Source organism: Stenotrophomonas sp. (assembly GCF_032061965.1).
Taxonomy (GTDB): Bacteria; Pseudomonadota; Gammaproteobacteria; order Xanthomonadales; family Xanthomonadaceae; genus Stenotrophomonas.
Genome location: NZ_DAMBEF010000005.1, coordinates 158,245 through 175,637, shown reverse-complemented (window position 1 = coordinate 175,637; position 17,393 = coordinate 158,245). Strand labels below are relative to the sequence as shown.

14 protein-coding genes are annotated in these 17,393 nt (G+C 65.7%); 10 read left to right on the top strand and 4 right to left on the bottom strand.

The features are described from left to right. Window positions 1-404: 404 nt before the first annotated feature. Window positions 405-1,619, bottom strand: coding sequence for a tyrosine--tRNA ligase (tyrS, locus tag RT460_RS04460; protein WP_313317398.1), 1,215 nt, complete (start codon window positions 1,617-1,619; stop codon window positions 405-407). Window positions 1,620-1,785: 166 nt separating this feature from the next. Here tyrS and RT460_RS04455 point away from each other — a divergent pair, with 166 nt between their 5' ends. Next, the gene (locus RT460_RS04455; protein ID WP_313317397.1) at window positions 1,786-3,261 is read left to right on the top strand and encodes a peptidoglycan DD-metalloendopeptidase family protein; all 1,476 of its coding nucleotides are present in this window, start codon (window positions 1,786-1,788) and stop codon (window positions 3,259-3,261) included. A 74-nt stretch (window positions 3,262-3,335) separates the two neighbouring features. Continuing rightward, window positions 3,336-4,460: an anhydro-N-acetylmuramic acid kinase gene (locus RT460_RS04450; RefSeq protein ID WP_313317396.1), complete on the top strand. Its 1,125-nt coding sequence runs from the start codon at window positions 3,336-3,338 to the stop codon at window positions 4,458-4,460. Window positions 4,461-4,565: 105 nt separating this feature from the next. Here the strand turns inward: RT460_RS04450 and RT460_RS04445 are convergent, their stop codons facing one another. The 3 genes from RT460_RS04445 to RT460_RS04435 all read right to left on the bottom strand — a co-directional run bounded on the left by RT460_RS04445 (window position 4,566) and on the right by RT460_RS04435 (window position 7,195). Then, complete coding sequence (locus RT460_RS04445; RefSeq protein WP_313317395.1) at window positions 4,566-4,793, bottom strand: hypothetical protein; 228 nt, start codon at window positions 4,791-4,793, stop codon at window positions 4,566-4,568. 78 nt (window positions 4,794-4,871) lie between these two features. Continuing rightward, window positions 4,872-6,398, bottom strand: coding sequence for an MFS transporter (locus RT460_RS04440; protein WP_313317394.1), 1,527 nt, complete (start codon window positions 6,396-6,398; stop codon window positions 4,872-4,874). After that, entirely contained in the window at window positions 6,395-7,195 is an 801-nt protein-coding gene (locus tag RT460_RS04435) for an exodeoxyribonuclease III (protein WP_313317393.1), read from the bottom strand. Before RT460_RS04435 ends, RT460_RS04440 begins: the two co-directional genes overlap by 4 nt. Before the next feature lie 197 nt (window positions 7,196-7,392). On the opposite strand from RT460_RS04435, the gene pyrE reads away from it, so the two are divergent. The 8 genes from pyrE to RT460_RS04395 all read left to right on the top strand — a co-directional run bounded on the left by pyrE (window position 7,393) and on the right by RT460_RS04395 (window position 17,188). Next, window positions 7,393-8,052 carry an orotate phosphoribosyltransferase gene (gene pyrE, locus RT460_RS04430; protein WP_313317392.1) on the top strand — a complete coding sequence of 220 codons (660 nt, stop codon included), beginning with the start codon at window positions 7,393-7,395 and terminating at the stop codon, window positions 8,050-8,052. A 48-nt stretch (window positions 8,053-8,100) separates the two neighbouring features. Further along, window positions 8,101-8,781 carry a hypothetical protein gene (locus RT460_RS04425; RefSeq protein WP_313317400.1) on the top strand — a complete coding sequence of 227 codons (681 nt, stop codon included), beginning with the start codon at window positions 8,101-8,103 and terminating at the stop codon, window positions 8,779-8,781. Between the two features lie 474 nt (window positions 8,782-9,255). Beyond that, window positions 9,256-9,348: a potassium-transporting ATPase subunit F gene (locus tag RT460_RS04420; RefSeq protein ID WP_054660392.1), complete on the top strand. Its 93-nt coding sequence runs from the start codon at window positions 9,256-9,258 to the stop codon at window positions 9,346-9,348. Window positions 9,349-9,359: 11 nt separating this feature from the next. After that, the gene (kdpA, locus tag RT460_RS04415) at window positions 9,360-11,078 is read left to right on the top strand and encodes a potassium-transporting ATPase subunit KdpA (protein ID WP_313317391.1); all 1,719 of its coding nucleotides are present in this window, start codon (window positions 9,360-9,362) and stop codon (window positions 11,076-11,078) included. Window positions 11,079-11,086: 8 nt separating this feature from the next. Further along, entirely contained in the window at window positions 11,087-13,183 is a 2,097-nt protein-coding gene (kdpB, locus tag RT460_RS04410) for a potassium-transporting ATPase subunit KdpB (protein ID WP_313317389.1), read from the top strand. After that, complete coding sequence (kdpC, locus tag RT460_RS04405; protein ID WP_313317388.1) at window positions 13,180-13,791, top strand: potassium-transporting ATPase subunit KdpC; 612 nt, start codon at window positions 13,180-13,182, stop codon at window positions 13,789-13,791. Before kdpB ends, kdpC begins: the two co-directional genes overlap by 4 nt. Before the next feature lie 36 nt (window positions 13,792-13,827). Further along, on the top strand, window positions 13,828-16,488 hold the full coding sequence (locus tag RT460_RS04400) for a sensor histidine kinase KdpD (protein WP_313317387.1): 2,661 nt from the start codon (window positions 13,828-13,830) through the stop codon (window positions 16,486-16,488). Then, entirely contained in the window at window positions 16,478-17,188 is a 711-nt protein-coding gene (locus RT460_RS04395; RefSeq protein ID WP_313317385.1) for a response regulator transcription factor, read from the top strand. Before RT460_RS04400 ends, RT460_RS04395 begins: the two co-directional genes overlap by 11 nt. Window positions 17,189-17,393 lie beyond the last annotated feature (205 nt).

The following is a 17,393-nucleotide window of genomic DNA, read 5'->3' as shown; positions in this document are numbered from 1 at the left end:
AGCGAGCCGCCTATTATGTCAGGCTTTTCGTTTCCGTCAACACCTTTTTTCGAGGCGCTGACTGCAAACTTTCCCTTCGCTGCGCCTCTTGCGAGGCCCCTGCGTCGGGGGAGGGAAAGTATGTGCCTCTTTGCGCCCTTTGTGAAGGGGTTGTGCACGATTTCTTGCAACTTTTGTTCATGCCCCCGCTGGCGGGCGCTGAATCGCTCGCTTTGCACCTTATTAGTGTGCGGAAGACCAAGCGCAGGTGGAGCAGCGAGACCTTCCCCCCTCGCTCGCCTCCTCCGGCCACCTCGGCCCTCCCGCCCCGCCCTTTCACCTGCATGAAGGCGCTCAAAGAGAAGCGAACCCATCATTCGTTGCCCTCTGAACGCCACCAGCAAACGGAGGCCTCAAGCGGTCCTTCAGTTGGCCGCAACCAGCAGGACGCGGGCGAAGGTGCGCTTGCCAACCTGCAGCAGACCTTCAAACCCAGGCTGCAGCATGGTCTGTGCGTCTTCTACCACTTCGCCATCTACCTTTACCGCACGCTCCTTGAGCTTGCGCGAGGCTTCGGAATTGCTGGGGGTCAGGCCTGCCGCCGTAAGCAGGGCGCCAATCCGCAGGCCTTCTGCCGGGATTGCTACTTCCTGCAACGGCAACTGGGTGATGTCACCCTGCCCGGTGACGGCGGCGTTCCAGCCAGCGATAGCCTGTTCGGCAGCGGCGGCATCATGGAAGCGCGTGGTCAGCTCCCGGGCCAGGCGGAGCTTGATCTCGCGCGGGTTGATCTTGCCCGCTTCGACGTCGGCGCGCAGCTGCTTGGCCTCGTCGATGGAGATATCGAAGCTGAGCAGGTCGATCCAACGCCACATCAAGGTGTCGTCCACCTTCATGGTCTTGGTGACCATGTCGATGGCCGGTTCGCTGATGCCGATGTAGTTGTTCAGCGACTTGGACATCTTGTTGACGCCGTCCAGGCCTTCCAGCAGCGGCATGGTCAATACGATCTGCGGCTTCTGCCCGTAGTGCTCCTGCAGGCCGCGGCCCATCAGCAGGTTGAACTTCTGGTCGGTGCCGCCGAGTTCGATATCCGCTTCCAGCGCCACCGAGTCGTAGCCCTGCACCAGCGGGTAAAGGAACTCGTGGATGGCGATGGACTGCTGCGCGGCATAGCGCTTGGCGAAGTCGTCGCGTTCCAGCATGCGCGCCACGGTGTGCTGGCCTGCCAGGCGGATCATGTCGGCGGCGGCCATCTTCCCGAACCACTCGGAATTGAAACGGACCTCGGTCTTGGCGCGGTCCAGCACCTTGAACACCTGCTCCTCGTAGGTGCGGGCGTTGGCCAGCACGTCTTCACGGGTCAGCGGCTTGCGGGTCAGGCTCTTGCCGGTGGGGTCGCCGATCATGCCGGTGAAGTCGCCGATCAGGAAAATCACCTGGTGGCCCAGGTCCTGGAACTGGCGCAGCTTGTTCAGCAATACGGTGTGCCCCAGGTGCAGATCGGGGGCGGTGGGGTCGAAGCCAGCCTTCACACGCAGCGGACGACCGCTTTCCAGACGCTGGCGCAGTTCTTCCACTTTGAGGATTTCGTCGGCTCCGCGGCCGATCAGGGCAAGGGCTTCATCAATCGAGGACACGCTAAAACTCCCGGCTTCGCCGTCAAATACATGAATGGTGTTAAGTACAAGTTAACCACGTCGGGAGATCGAAAAGCCATGCGGCTCAATGGTTTGACGCGGTATTGATAGGTGACTATGTTACCTGCGTTTGGGCCCGCGATCCGGGCCGTCAGAGAACTGAGCGATGCCACAACCCGATCATGGCCCCGCGCGCAAACAGCGCTTCCAGGAACGCCTCAATGTCCTGCACGACACCGCCCTGCATCGGAAGCTGAAAGAACACCTGCCGGCCGCGTTCAATGAACGCTGGAACCGGCGGCATTGGATCCACGCCAGCCTGTTCCTCACCATCGGCGCACTGGCAGCGACCATCGTTCCCGGCTTTTCCAACGCAATCGATACGCCCCTGCCCATCTCGCACGCGACGCTGGCCTTGCCGTTGCCGCCGTTGTCGTTGGCGCGCCGCGGTGAAACCCCCGGCGACAGCTGGCAGATCCTGCGCGTTGAGCGCGGCCAGACCCTGAGCGACTTGTTCGAAGCCGCTGGCGTCCCCGCCACCACCATGCAGCGCGTGCTTGACCATCCCGGCAGCCGTGAGGCGCTGACCAAGCTGCGTCCCGGCACCGAGATCGCCTTCGATCTGCCGGTCAACGGCACCCTGCGCACCATCCGCTTCGACCGCGATGGCAACCATCGCGTGGAGCTGAGCCTGCAGAACGACCAGATCCGCGAAAAGGTCACCGAGCGCGCCACCAGTACCCGCACCGTGGTGGCCAGCGGCGAGATCACCAGTTCGCTGTACAACGCCGCGCGCCGCGCCGGCCTCTCGCCTTCGGCCATCGCCACGATGACCGATGAAATCTTCAAGTACGACATCGACTTCTCCAAGGACCTGCAGCCGGGCGACCGCTTCAGCGTGGTGATGGATGAAACCTGGCGCGAAGGCGAACGCATCGATACCAGCAAGATCCTGGCGGCGACGTTCCAGACCGGCGGCAAGACCTATACGGGCTTCCGCTTTGATCGCAACGGCAAGGAGGAGTATTTCGACCTCAATGGCCGTTCGTTGAAGAAGAGCTTCATCCGCTCGCCCATCCAGTTCGCGCGCCTGAGCTCCAACTTCGGTTCGCGCCGGCACCCGATTCTGGGCACGATGCGCATGCACAAGGGCGTGGATTACGCCGCGCGTACCGGCACGCCGATCATGGCCGCCGGCGACGCGCGCGTGCAGTTTGCCGGCAACCAGCGCGGTTACGGCAATGTGGTGATCCTGGACCATGGCCGCGGCCACACGACGCTGTACGGGCATATGTCGCGGCTGGGTTCCTACCGCACCGGGCAGCGCGTGGCCCAAGGCCAGGTGATTGGTTACGTGGGCTCCACCGGCATGGCAACCGGCCCGCACCTGCACTACGAATTCCGCGTCAACGGCGTGCATCGCAACCCGCTGTCGGTGACGATGCCGCCACCGGAGCCCTTGAAGGGTGCCGAACTGGCTGCGTTCCGCGCGCAGACCGCACCGGCAATGGCGCGTATCCAGGGCATGGAAGAACTGATCTACGCCGATGCCGGCGGCACCAAGAAGCCGGCGCAACAGACGCAGACTGCTGCGGCTACGCCGGCAGCACCGGCACCGGCGCCAGCAGGCAAGCGTGGCTGAGCCGGTACGCCAACGTTGACGATAGGGGCAGGGAGCTTGAAGCTTCCCTGCCCTTTTCTTTTCTGGCCTTTGCGATGACGTCTGTTGATCCCCGGCTGCCTCTGTTCCTCGGCCTGATGTCCGGCACCAGTGCCGACGGCATCGATGCGGCGCTGGTGCAGTTTCCGCAGGGCGGCGGATGCCATTTCGTGCATGGGCATACGCATCACTGGGATCCCGCGCTCCGCGAGCGATTGATCGCGCTCGGCCAAGGTGGTGAGCCGGCCTCGATGGATGCGCTGGGGCAGCTGGACGCCGAGGTCGGCATCGCCTTCGCCGCTGCCGCCAATCAGTTGCTGGATGAAGCGGGCATACCACGCACGCAGGTGCAGGCCATCGGCTCGCATGGCCAGACCATCCGCCATCGCCCGTTGAGCACCCCCGCCTTTACCTGGCAGATCGGGGACCCCAATCGCATTGCCGAACGCACCGGCATCACCACCGTTGCCGATTTCCGCCGTCGCGATGTGGCAGCCGGCGGGCATGGTGCACCGCTGATGCCGGCATTCCACCTGGCGATGCTCGGCAGTGCCGACGAGGACCGAGCCGTGCTCAACCTCGGCGGGATCGCCAACCTGAGCCTGATCGCCCGCGATGGCAGCATCCGTGGCTTTGATACCGGCCCGGCCAATGCCTTGCTGGATGGATGGTGCCAACGCCATCTCGGGCACACCTACGATGCCGGCGGCGCGTTTGCGGCCAGCGGCCGGGTGGATGCCGCTTTGTTGGAGCGCTTGTTGAGCGAGCCGTGGTTTGCCCTGCCGCCGCCGAAGAGTACGGGCCGCGAACAGTTCCATCTGGACTGGGTGCAAGCGCAGCTGGGCACGGAGGAACCGAGCGCTGCCGATGTGCAGGCCACGCTGCTTGAGCTGAGTGCAGCCACCGTAGCTGACGCGTTGCTGGCGCACTTGCCGGGTGTGAAGCGGGTATTGGTCTGTGGCGGTGGCGTGCGCAATCCGCAGTTGCTGCAGCGGCTGCAGGCCCGCTTGCCGGGCGTGGTGATTGGCTCCAGTGCCGATTACGGCCTGGACCCGGATTACATGGAGGCCATGGGCTTTGCCTGGTTGGCACGCGAAACCCTGGCAGGGCGAGCGGGCAACCTGCCCAGTGTCAGCGGCGCATCCGGGCCGCGGATCCTGGGCGCAATTCATCTGGCGTGACCGGTAGGGTGAGCCTTTCCTGGGAAGGCTTCTGCCGAGCATGGCTCGGCACTACGGATTGGGCTCTATCGGGAAGGCTTCTGCCGAGCATGGCTCGGCACTACGTCAGAGGTCGCCGCCGGCCGGCATGGATTGCAAGGCCTGGATCGCTTCGGAAAGCACGTCCACTTCCGGTTCTTCAAAACCACCCCGCACCTGGTGCTCGCTGGCAAACAGGCCTTGTTCGAGCAACGCGATACAGGTTTCTTCCCGGGTCCAGCCGCGTGCCACTGACAGGCGACGTATGCGCTCCATCAGCAGTGGATCGATATCCCGCAAGGTCACCTCGACCATGTCCACCTCATCTGCTGTAGGTGGATCCCCCCGGCCGGCATCATCGACGAGCCTGCCGGAGGATTCAATCGGTAGGGCTCAGGCCCGCGGCAACTGGGTGGTGGCGTCCACCTCACGGCGCAGCCACCAGGCCATCAACAGCCCCGGCACACCCACCACCACCGATACCAGGAAGAACACCTGCCAGCCGTAGGCATCGGCCAGGACCCCGGCAAATGGCCCGACGAACACCCGCCCCAGTGTCGCAAAGGCGGAGAGCAAGGCGTAGTGGGTCGCTGAGAACCGCGTTCCACACAAGCCGCTGAGCAGCGCAACGAATGCCGCTGTACCCATGCCGCCAGCAAAATTGTCCAGGCTCAGGGCGAACAGCAGCAGGCCATCCATGGGCGTTGGCTGGTCCAGATGCACGATCAGCAGATTGAAGGCCGGCACCTGCACCGTCCCCCAGGCCCCTGCCCCTTCACGGGCAAGCAGGTAGAAGCCGAGGTTGGAGACCAACTGCAGCACGCCAAAGGCGATCACCGCCGTGGAAAGCCGCAACCGCAACAGGAAGAACCCACCCACGATGGCGCCCACGATCGTCATCAACAGGCCGATGGTCTTGTTGGCCAGGCCCACCTCCGCCTGGCTGAAGCCCATGCCCTTGAGCAGGAAGGGAGTGGACAGGCTCAAGGCGAAGGCATCGCCGACCTTGTACAGCACCACCAGCGCCAGGAAGGCACCCGCGCCCCGCATGCTGAAATAGCTACGCAACGAGGCGTTCAATGTTTCAAAGGGTACCCAGCGGGTGACGCCCAGGCCCAGCACCATGGCCGCGGCGATCTGGGTCACGACGAAGACCAGCCGCACCCAGCGATCGCTGCTGTCCGGGTCCAGGCCGACCAATACCAGCGCCTGGTGCGCCAGCCATGCGCCCAGCGCCACACCGGCCACCAGTGCAAGGAAACCACGCAGTTCACCGCCCGCCTTCGATACCGGCGCCTTGAAGCGCTCAGGCAACTGCGGCATCAAGACCAGCGCCAACACGCCGACAGCAACCGACAGGCCCGCCATGACGCGGTACACCTGCGGCCAGCTCTGCCATTGTTCGGCCCAGATCAGGGTGATGCCACCGGACAGAACCATCGCCAGCCGGTAGCCGAGCACGGTCAACGACCCGCCCAAGCCGCGCTCGGCCGATGCCAGCAGGTCGGTGCGGTAGGCGTCGATCACCACGTCCAGCGTGGCGGACAGACACGCCACCAGTACCGCCACCGACGCGAACAGCGCCAGGTTGCGCGAGGGCGACAAGGTGCTCATCAAGGTCAATGCCGCGCCCAATGCAAACAGCATCAGCACGATCCAGCCCCGCCGCCGGCCCAGCACCGGCAGATCGAAACGATCGATCAATGGCGCCCACAGGAACTTGAAGGTGTAGGGGATGCCGATCAACGACAGGAAGCCAAGCGTGACCAGGTCCAACCCATCCACGGTCAACCAGGCCTGCATCGCACCACCGGTCAACGCCAGCGGCAAACCGGAGGCAAAACCGAGCAGCAGGATCACGAACAACCGGCGCAGGCGCTGCAGCCCGGCCGGCGGGGCATCCACCACCGCCTCGGTCACAGGTCGTAGTCCACGGTGAACGGTGCGTGGTCAGAGAAGCGCTGGCCGGTGTAGATGGATGATCCACGCAGGCGCTCGCGCAGCCCCGGGGTCACGAACTGATAGTCGATGCGCCAACCGACATTGTTGGCCCGCGCCGCGCCACGGTTGCTCCACCACGTGTAGTCCTGGCCTTCCGGGTGCAGCGCGCGGTAGGCATCCACCCAGCCGCGGCCCTTGGCCACGTCCGCCAGATCGGCCTGGTCGGCGCAGAAGCCGTTCATCCAGTCGCGTTCCTCCGGCAGGCAGCCGGAGTTTTTCTGGTTGGATTTCCAGTTCTTGATATCCAGCGCGCTGCGCACGATGTTCCAGTCACCGCACAGCACGTAGTCGCGACCACTGGCCAGCCATTCGTCCAGAATCGGCTTCAGCCATTCCATCACCTCGAACTTGAAGCCTTGGCGAAGTTCGCCCGAGGAACCGGACGGAATGTAGAACGACACCACGCTGAGGTTGCCGAAGCGGGCCTCGATATAACGCCCTTCGTCATCGAACGGTGCCCAGCCCAGGGCGGTACGCACTTCGTCGGGTTCGCGCCGGCTCCAGATTGCCACCCCGCTGTAGCCCTTCTTGGTGATGGCATCGCGGTAGAAGCAGTGATGGCCATCGGGCCTGAACAGGGCATCGGTCAACTGCGACTCCTGCGCCTTGGTCTCCTGGATGCAGAGCACGTCGCTGTTCTGGCCCAGGAACCACTCGCTGAAGCCCTTGGTGGTAGCCGAACGGATGCCATTGGCATTGAAACTGGTAATACGCATGAGGTACCGCAGGTGAAAGCTCAGGATCGGCACAGCATACCGCCAGGATCGCTCGACAGCGTCAGCCCAGGCGGGCCTGCGGGGTGCGCCGAGCGGGCCAATGCCAGCGGTACTGGGCAGCCCGTGGCAGCGGGCAGCATTCGCTGGAGCCATGCTTTACCCTAGACACCTCAATAAACGACAAGAAACGTAATTTCATGAGTGACCACCGTTCCCGTTTCCTGCAGCTGGCGCTGAACGCCGATGCGCTGCGTTTTGGCCAGTTCACCCTCAAGTCCGGCCGGGTAAGCCCGTATTTCTTCAACGCCGGCCGTTTCGACACCGGTCTGGCCCTGGCCCAGCTGGGCAACTGCTATGCCGATGCCGTCGAAGACGCCGGTATCGCCTTCGACCAGTTGTTTGGGCCGGCCTACAAGGGCATCCCGCTGGCCACCGCCATTGCCTGCGAGTTTTCGCACCGCGGCCGCAACCTGCCGCTGACCTTCAACCGCAAGGAAGCGAAGGATCATGGCGAGGGCGGCAGCCTGATCGGCGCCGACATGGCCGGCAAGCGCATCCTGATCGTCGATGACGTGATCACCGCCGGCACGGCCATCCGCGAGGCCCTGGCCATCATCCGCGAAGCCAAGGGCATCCCGGCCGGCATCGTGGTGGCCCTGGACCGCCAGGAGATCGCCTCCGAAGCCGACCCGCGTTCAGCCGCGCAGGCCGTGTCCGCCGAAACCGGCATACCGGTGATCGCGGTCGCGAACCTGGCGGATCTGCTTGCATTCGCCTCCGGGAACCCGGAACTTGTCGGCTATCGCGAACCGTTGCTGGCCTACCGTGGCCGCTACGGGAGCAATCCGACAGGCTGATAGCAGGGGGCTGCCAAGGTGCCGAATTCGTCCAAAACCGCTGCAACGATGCTGTTGATGGTGGCTGCGCTGGCCTTGCCGGCGCTGGCCCAGAACAAGCCGTCCGATCCCGGCAAGAAGCTGTATTGCTGGGATGAGGGCGGCAAGCGCATCTGCTCCGACACCTTGCCACCGGAAGCGGTGAACAAGGCGCGCGAAGAGTTCAGCGCGCGCAGCGGCACCCGTAGTGCGGAGGTGCAGCGCGCGCTCAGCGCCGAGGAACGCGCCGATGCGGCCCTGAGCGAGGCCCAGGCCCAGGTGGACGCGGCTGCCGCGGAAACCCGCAAGCGCACCGAGCAGGCGATGCTGTCGACCTATGGCAGCGAGGATGCGTTGAAACGGGTATTTGCCGAGCGCACTGCCATCGTCGACAACAACATCAACACCGCTGCCTACAACGTCACCAGTTTGCGTGAGGCGCTCTCCACCCAACTGCTGTCGGCCGGCAACAAGGAGCTGGCCGGAAACAAGGTGCCCGACAAGCAGGCCCAGGATATCCGTCAGCGTCACAACGAGCTGATGGCACAACTGCGCTTGCAGAGCGCATTCCAGACGCAACGGGTGGCCCTGGAAGCGGAGATCGCCGAATCCTTGGCGCGCTACCGGGAATTGAAGGGAATCACCGCGCCTGTGGATGCTCCCGCAGCCCCTGCGGCGACACCCGCAGCCGGCACGCCCAGCAAAGGCTGAGCGGTTGTTGGGGTGAGATTGGAAGCGGCCTTCGGGCCGCTTTTTTTTGCCTCAAGGACACCCCTCCTCCGCCAACACGGCCTCCCCATCTGCGCGGGGACAGGCGCGTGCCTGGCAGGCGGCGAAGGATGGGCTACGTGCGCTGGGAAGCTCGCGCGGCCCGGGTGAGCGCAACCGGGGACGATCGGCGTGCAATCGGCACACTCATCGGCTCCCCGGTCCCCGACTGCGCTGCACGTACCCGGGCTACCGACGGACTGGCAACTGGCTGTCGCGGTTTCGCACCTGCGCCGGGTGCGGCCATTTTTATGCACTTTTTACGCCTGGCCCCTCGCCTTGGCGTCGATCGTTTACGCCCCTCGGGCGGACGATGCCGGGCCTGATCAGGGCGTTCTGGCGTGCACCCGCACCCCCGTCACCCTGCCCGCCCACCGGCGCCCTGAAGGCGCCCCGATATCGTTCCCGAGGTTTTCCATGCCCGGCTGGCTTGCCCTGTTGTGCGGCGTAGTGGTGCTGATCGCCGCTGCCTATCTGTTGTACGCGGTCCTCCGACCCGAGTCGTTCTAAGGAGCGCCACCGTGATCGAACCCCTTGTCATCCTCCTGGCCAGCCTGGCGCTGGCCTGGCCGCTGGGCCTGTACCTGGCCCGCCTGATGCGCGGTACCCCGATGCGCATCGATGTCCTCTTCCACTGGATCGAGAAGCCGCTGTATCGCGTGCTCGGCATCGACCCTGCTCACTCCATGTCCTGGCGGGGCTACGTCGTCGCCTTCCTTGTCAGCAACCTGGTGCTGGCCGTACTGACCCAGGCGGTGTTCATGACCCAGGCCTGGTTGCCGTTCAATCCGGACCAGATCCCCAACATGCGCTGGGACACCGCCCTGCACACGATGGTGTCATTCCTGACCAACACCAACCAGCAGCACTACAGCGGGCAGGCGCAGCTGTCCTATCTCTCGCAGATGACCGGTATTACCGGCCTGCAGGTGATCACGCCGATGATGGGCCTGGCGCTTGCGGTGGCCACGCTGCGCGCCTTGTTCATGAAGCCGGCAAGCAATCAGGCCAGCACCGCGCCGGTGCGGGTCACGGTCGGCAACTACTACGCTGACGTCATCCGACTGTGCCTGCGCTTCCTGTTGCCGCTATGCCTGCTGTGGGCGCTGCTGCTGGGCTGGCAGGGCGTGCCGTCCACGCTTGCCGCCGGGCCGCAAGCGACACCGATCGATGCCAGTGCCGGCATGGAAACGCAGAAGATCCCGCTCGGCCCGGTGGCGGCGATGGTCGCGGCCAAGCAACTGGGTGCCAATGGTGGCGGCTGGTATGGCCCGAACAGCAGCTTTCCGCTGGAAAACCCGACCCCGCTGTCCAATGCGCTGGAGCTGATCGGCATCTTGCTGATCCCGATGGCCATCATCTGCATGCTGGGCGCGTTCACCGGCCGGCGGCGCTTTGGCGCACTGGTGTTCGGCTGCATGCTCGGCATGTCCCTGCTTTCCACTGGCGCCAGTCTGTGGCTGGAAGGCCATGGCAGCAGTGCCGCCAGCCCGCTGCTGATGGAAGGCAAGGAGGCACGCTTTGGCGCCGATGGCACGGCGCTCTGGTCGACCATCACCACCCAGGTGCAGAACGGCTCGGTCAATGGCATGCACGATTCGCTGAGCCCGCTCGGCGGTTTGGTACCACTGGTCAACATGTTGATCAGCGCGATCTGGGGCGGCATCGGCTGCGGCATCCAGCAGTTCCTGGTCTATCTGATGATGTCGGTCTTCCTGGCCGGGCTGATGACCGGGCGCACACCCGAACTGTTCGGACGCAAGCTGGAAACCCCGCAGGTTCGCCTGTTGGCAGTGCTGGTGCTGCTGCAGCCGATCACCCTGCTCGGCCTGACCGCGCTGACCCTCGCGGTCCCCGGCCTGGCCGGCACGTCCAACCCCGGCTTCCACGGCATCAGCCAGGTGTTCTACGAGCTCACCTCGGCGTACGCCAACAATGGTTCGGGGTTTGAAGGCCTGGCCGACGGCACGCTCTGGTGGAACCTGAGCTGTTCGCTGGTACTGGCGCTGGGACGCTTCCCGATCCTGATCATTCCGCTGGTCATCGCCACCCAACTGGCCGCAAAACGGCAGGTGCCGCAAAGCGTGGGCAGCCTGCAGATTGAAACCCCGACCTTCGCATTGACGCTGGTCTGCGTGGTCATCGTCCTTACCGTGCTGCAGTTCCTGCCGGCATTGGTGCTTGGCCCGGTGGCCGAGCACCTGAGCCTGCTGACCCTGCAGGGAGCCCCCTCACCGTGAACGTCCCCATGAACCGCTCTGCCACTGCCGCGGCCTCACGCCGCCCCGCCCTGCTGGATGCTGCCGGCCTGCGTCGAGCCCTGCTCGATGCGGTACGCAAACTGTCCCCCATGCACCTGCTGCACAACCCGGTGATGGCAATCGTCATGGCCGGCACCTTGCTGGCGCTGGTTGTCACCCTCAGCGGCAACGCGCCGATGGGGTTTGGCCTGGCCATCACCGCGATCCTGCTGGTGACGGTGCTGTTCGGCAATTTTGCCGAGGCGGTGGCCGAAGCCCGTGGCCGTGGCCAGGCCGCGTCGCTGCGGCGTGCACGCCAGGATCTGGTGGCACGACGCATTGATTCCCTGCTGGCTGGCGCCAACGAAACCCGCGTCGCCGCCGCCGAGCTGCATCCCGGTGATCACGTCATCGTCAGCGCCGGCGAGTTCGTGCCGGCCGATGGTGAGATCGTGCAGGGCCTGGCCACCATCAACGAAGCCGCCGTCACCGGTGAATCGGCACCGGTACTGCGCGAGGCCGGCACTGACCGCTCCGGGGTGATCGGCGGGACCAAGGTGTTATCCGACACGATCATCGTGCGGGTCAGCGCCGAGTCGGGCCACAGCTTCCTGGACCGGATGATCGCGCTGGTGGAGGGTGCCAATCGGCAGAAGACGCCCAATGAGATCGCCTTGACCCTGTTGTTGGCTGCAATGTCGCTGACCTTCCTGGTGGTGGTGGCAACCCTGCCGGCGATCGCGGGCTTTGTTGGCGTGACGGTTGATCCGCTGCTGCTGATCGCGCTGCTGGTATGCCTGATCCCGACCACCATCGGCGGCCTGCTGCCGGCCATCGGCATCGCCGGCATGAACCGTGCGCTGTCGGCCAACGTGCTGGCCAAGTCCGGCAAGGCGGTGGAAGTAGCCGGTGACGTGGATGTCCTGTTGCTCGACAAGACCGGCACCATCACCCATGGCGACCGCCAGGCCACGGCATTCCATCCGCTGGCCAGCATCGATGCCGGGCAGCTGCGCGAGGCCGCACTGCTGTCCTCACTGGCCGACCCGACCCCCGAAGGAAAATCCATCGTCCGCCTGGCCCGCGAACAGGGCTGCACCACCGCCGAGCCGGACCACGTTGCGGCGGATCCCTCCGCAAAAACCGGCACATCCACGTACGCGGTTCAGAATTATCTGACCTTCACCGCACAGACCCGCATGTCCGGCGTCGATCTGGACAACGGTCGCAGCATCCGCAAGGGTGCTGCCGATGCGATCACCGCACATGTACTGGCGCTGGGTGGCAACGTACCCAACGAGCTGCAGGCGCGGGTGGACCAGGTGGCGCGTGGTGGCGCGACCCCGCTGGTGGTCTGCGAAGGGCGGCATGTGCTGGGCGTGGTCGAGCTGTCCGACGTGGTCAAGCACGGCATGCGCGAGAAGTTCGCGCAGTTGCGGGCAATGGGCATCCGCACGGTGATGATCACCGGCGACAACCCGCTGACCGCCGCCGCCATTGCCGCCGAGGCCGGCGTGGATGACTACATCGCGCAGGCCCGGCCCGAGGACAAGTTGGCGCGCATCCGTGCCGAGCAGGCGGGTGGCCGGCTGGTCGCGATGGTGGGCGACGGCACCAACGATGCGCCGGCGCTGGCACAGGCCGACATCGGCCTGGCGATGAACTCCGGCACGCAGGCGGCCAAGGAGGCCGGCAACATGGTTGACCTGGACTCGGACCCCGCCAAGTTGCTGGCGGTGGTGGAAGTGGGCAAGCAGCAGCTGATCACGCGCGGCGCCTTGACCACCTTCTCGCTGGCCAACGATGTGTCCAAGTACTTCGCGATCCTGCCGGCACTGTTCGCAGCCAGCATTCCGTCGATGGCGGCCTTGAACGTGATGCAGCTGTCGAGCCCGCGCAATGCGGTACTGGCGGCGCTGATCTTCAACGCGCTGGTGATCCCGGCATTGATTCCACTGGCGCTGCGCGGCGTGCGCTTCCGCCCGGCAACCGCCACCGCATTGCTGCGGCGGAACATGTTGGTGTACGGCCTGGGCGGCGTGCTGCTGCCGTTTGCGGCCATCAAGGCCATCGATCTCCTTCTTGTCCTGGTAGTCGGCGCATGAATACTTCCGTGAAAACTTCGTCCCGTGCCGCCGGCAATACGCTGTGGCGGCCAGCTGTTGGCCTGTCCCTGTTCGGCCTGCTCGGTACCGGCTTGGTCTATGCGGTACTGGCGACCGGCCTGGCCGGCGCGCTGTTCCCGGACCAGGCCGATGGCAGCCTGATCCGCGACGCCCATGGCCGCATCCGCGGCTCGCAGCATCTGGCACAGCCTTTCGTTGGCGATGGCTATTTCCAGGCACGCCCATCAGCGGCGAACTACGACCCGATGGCGGCGGCCGGCAGCAACATGGCGCGCAGCAATCCGGATCTGGCCAAGCGTGTCAGCGAAGCCACCGCTGCGGTGGTTGCGCGCGAGAACATCCGTCCGGCCGATGTGCCTGGCGACCTGGTCACGCAGTCGGGCAGCGGGCTGGACCCGGAGCTGTCGCCGGCCGCCGTACAGGTGCAGGTGCGCCGCGTGGCGGCTGCCCGCAACTGGTCCCAGGCGCGGGTACAGGCGGTGGTGGATGCGCAGCTGCAAGGACGGCAGTGGGGCGTGTTCGGCCAGCCACGCGTCAACGTGCTGGCCCTCAACCGGGCGCTGGACCATGACAGCCATGCGCCCTGATGCACGGCGCTGGCTGCGCGGCGCACAATCGCCGCCATGAACGATTCCCGTAGCCGCCAGGCCGATGCGCTGGCCGAAGGCATGCAACGTGATGCCGGGGGCAAGCTGACGGTCTTCCTCGGTGCCGCGCCCGGCGTTGGCAAGACCTTCAGCATGCTCAGCCGCGCGCAGGAGCAGCTGCGTCGCGGTGTGGACGTGATGGCCGCCGTGGTCGAGACCCATGGCCGCAGCGATACTGCGGCCTTGCTTGATGGGCTGCCGCGCATCGCGATGCGCACGTTGGAGTACCACGGCCATCAGCTGCAGGAGCTGGACCTGGACGCGGTACTGGCACGGCGTCCGGCGCTGGTGCTGGTCGACGAGTTGGCGCATCGCAATGCCCCTGGCAGCCGCCATGAACGACGCTGGCAGGACGTGATGGAACTGCTCGATGCCGGCATCGACGTCTGGACCACAATCAACATCCAGCATCTGGAAAGCCTCAACGACGTGGTGATGCGCATCACCGGCGTACGTGTCAGTGAAACTGTGCCCGACGTGGTGTTCGACCGTCTGCACGACATCGTGCTGGTCGACCTGCCGCCGCGCGAACTGATCGAGCGCCTGCAGCAAGGCAAGGTCTATGTGCCCGAACAGGCGGCGCATGCACTGCAGGCGTTCTTCTCCCCGGCCAACCTGACCGCGCTGCGCGAACTGGCCATGCAGGAGGCCGCCGACCGCGTCGACAGCAGCCTGCGTGAAACCCGCGCCGCGCGTGGCGAAGGCAACCTGCCGCTGCGGCGGCGGGTGCTGGTGGCCATCGATGGCAGTGGCCAGAGCGAATACCTGGTGCGGGTGGCGCGACGCATCGCCGAGCGCCGTGACGCGCCGTGGACGGTAGTGACGGTGCAGCACCGGCGCCACGATGAAGCCACCCGCCGCGAGATCGATGCGGCATTCGCCCTGGCACGACGGCTGGGCGGCGATGCCGAGCTGCTGCACGGCCCGGGCATCGCCGATGCCCTGCTCGACTACGCCGCACACAACGCGGTGTCGTCACTGCTGCTGGGGCGCACCCGCGAGCGGCCACTTGCCCGGCTGTTCAACCAGACCCTGACCCAGCAGTTGATACAACGCGGTGCGCACTATGAGATCACCATCATCAGCACCCCCCAGGCACGCGCACGCGCGCGTCGACTTGGGCGGGCACTGACGCCTGACAGCTCCGCCCAGGATGCCGGCCTCGCCGTGGCGGCCACGGCCCTCGCCTGCCTGGCGGCATGGCTGGGCGAGCGCTGGCTGGGCCTGAGCGACCTGGCGATGGTGTTCATCGTCGCAGTGGTGCTGGTTGCCGCGCGCACGCGGATGAGCGCGGCGGTACTGGCAGCCACGCTGTGCTTCCTGGCCTACAACTTTTTCTTCATCGCCCCACGTTTCACCTTTGCGATCAGCGCGCGCCAGGGCGTGATCACCGTGTTCCTGTTCCTGGCGGCTGCGCTGGTGGCCGGCCGCTTGGCGTCGCGGTTGCGCATGCAGGTGGTGGCGCTGCGCGCCGCCAATCGCCACGCCACGGTGCGCCAGCTGCTGGGCCGGCAATTGGCTGGTGCCGTCGACAACGCGCAGGTTGCGCATGCCGGCCGGGTAGCGCTGGAGCAGGCGCTGGATGTACCCGCCTGGGTGCGCCTGGGGCGTGACACCAGTACCAGCGGCAGCTCTGTGCCAGGCGATACCGACCTGGCGGCCGCCGACTGGACGCTGCGCCACGGCCAACCCGCCGGCCGCTTCACCGATACCTTGGCCGGCGCCGACTGGTGGTTCGTGCCACTGCTCGATGGCGATGGGCATGGCATCGGTGCCGCCGGCCTGCAGTTCGACCGTCAGCATCCGCCGCTGGCGCCTGAGCAGCGGCAGCTGGCCGAAGCAATGGCCGACGACATCGCCCAGGCGGCGCTGCGTACGCGCCTGGTTGCAGACCTGGAAACCGCCCACCTCCACAACGAAACAGAGCGGCTGCGCTCGGCGCTGCTCTCGTCGGTGTCGCACGACCTGCGCTCACCGTTGGCAGCGATGATCGGCTCGGCCGACAGCCTGTCCAACTATGCGCAGGCGATGGATGCCGGCGACCGTCGGGCGCTGCTGGATACCATCGTGGTCGAGGGCGAACGGCTGGACCGCTACATCCAGAACCTGCTCGACATGACCCGCTTGGGCCACGATGGCCTCAAGCTCAATCGCGACTGGATCGGCGTGGACGAGCTGATCGGGTCAGCGGCACGGCGGCTGCAACGCTACCAACCCGACGTGCACCTGCAATTGGACATCCCTGCTGCGCTGGCACCGATCTGGGTACACCCCGCACTCATCGAACAAGCGGTGTTCAACGTGATGGAGAACGCCGCCAAGTTCTCGCCGCCGGACGTGCCGGTGCAGGTGCGGGCACGCCAGCACGATGGCGAACTGAGCATCGACGTGATCGACGCAGGCCCGGGTATTCCCGACGCCGAGCGCGCGCGCATCTTCGACATGTTCTACAGCGTGGAACGCGGTGACCGTGGCCGCCACGGCACCGGCCTGGGGCTGACCATCTGCCAGGGCATGATCGGCGCCCATGGCGGCCGGGTGGAGGCACTGGCGGGCCCGGACGGACGCGGTACCCTGATACGCATGAGCCTGCCGATGCTCCAGCCACAACCCGAGACCCCGCGCGATGATGGCTGAAGCACCTGCCATTCCGCCGCCGCGCGTGCTGGTGGTCGATGACGAAGTGCAGATCCGGCGCTTCCTCGACATCTCCCTGCGTGCGCAGGGTTATGCGGTCAGCCAGGCCAGCAACGGCGCTGAAGGGCTGCAGCGTTTGGCCGAGGATGGCGCTGACCTGGTGGTGCTGGATATCGGCTTGCCGGACATGGAAGGCCACGACGTGCTGGCCGAATTGCGGCAATGGAGCCAGGTACCGGTAATCATGCTCAGCGTGCGCGCCGGCGAAGCCGAAAAGGTCCGGGCGCTGGACAACGGCGCCAATGACTATGTGACCAAGCCATTCGGCACCCAGGAGCTGATGGCGCGCGTGCGCGCCCTGCTGCGCAGCCGCAGTGCCGACAGCGAAGGCCAGGTACCGGTATTCGACGATGGCCACCTGCACATCGACCTGGCACGCCGCGAGGTGCGCCTGGAAGGTGAAGCGGTTGCATTGACCCGCAAGGAATACGCTTTGCTGGCGCTGCTGCTGCGCAATGCCGGGCGGGTGGTGACGCAGCCGCAGATCCTGCAGGAGATCTGGGGCCCCACGCATCGCCACGACACCCATTACCTGCGCATCCTGGTAGGCCGGTTGCGACACAAACTGGGCGATTCGGCCCTGCAGTCGCGCTATCTGTTCACCGAGCCGGGGGTTGGTTTGCGGTTTGGTGGCAGCTGAAACGCCGTTTGGCAGGGGTGGCGGTAGCTACAGCTACAGCTACCCCTCCCCAGCCCTCCCCTTGGCTGCGCCCAAGGAAGGGGGCGCATTACGCACCGTCTTTCAGATCACAGCGCCGCCGCTTTTCCCCCTCCATTGGGCGCAGCCAAAGGGAGGGCTGGGGAGGGGTGCTCTTCGCGGCAAACCACGCCCCCAACCAGAACCC

What these genes read in the sequence shown, in the direction of transcription:
- RT460_RS04455 (WP_313317397.1), top strand. Translation starts at nt 1,786, where the DNA reads ATGCCACAACCCGATCATGGCCCCGCGCGCAAACAGCGCTTCCAGGAA.
- RT460_RS04450 (WP_313317396.1), top strand. Translation starts at nt 3,336, where the DNA reads ATGACGTCTGTTGATCCCCGGCTGCCTCTGTTCCTCGGCCTGATGTCC.
- RT460_RS04445 (WP_313317395.1), bottom strand. Translation starts at nt 4,793, where the DNA reads ATGGTCGAGGTGACCTTGCGGGATATCGATCCACTGCTGATGGAGCGC.
- RT460_RS04435 (WP_313317393.1), bottom strand. Translation starts at nt 7,195, where the DNA reads ATGCGTATTACCAGTTTCAATGCCAATGGCATCCGTTCGGCTACCACC.
- pyrE (WP_313317392.1), top strand. Translation starts at nt 7,393, where the DNA reads ATGAGTGACCACCGTTCCCGTTTCCTGCAGCTGGCGCTGAACGCCGAT.
- RT460_RS04425 (WP_313317400.1), top strand. Translation starts at nt 8,101, where the DNA reads ATGCTGTTGATGGTGGCTGCGCTGGCCTTGCCGGCGCTGGCCCAGAAC.
- RT460_RS04420 (WP_054660392.1), top strand. Translation starts at nt 9,256, where the DNA reads ATGCCCGGCTGGCTTGCCCTGTTGTGCGGCGTAGTGGTGCTGATCGCC.
- kdpB (WP_313317389.1), top strand. Translation starts at nt 11,087, where the DNA reads ATGAACCGCTCTGCCACTGCCGCGGCCTCACGCCGCCCCGCCCTGCTG.
- kdpC (WP_313317388.1), top strand. Translation starts at nt 13,180, where the DNA reads ATGAATACTTCCGTGAAAACTTCGTCCCGTGCCGCCGGCAATACGCTG.
- RT460_RS04400 (WP_313317387.1), top strand. Translation starts at nt 13,828, where the DNA reads ATGAACGATTCCCGTAGCCGCCAGGCCGATGCGCTGGCCGAAGGCATG.
- RT460_RS04395 (WP_313317385.1), top strand. Translation starts at nt 16,478, where the DNA reads ATGATGGCTGAAGCACCTGCCATTCCGCCGCCGCGCGTGCTGGTGGTC.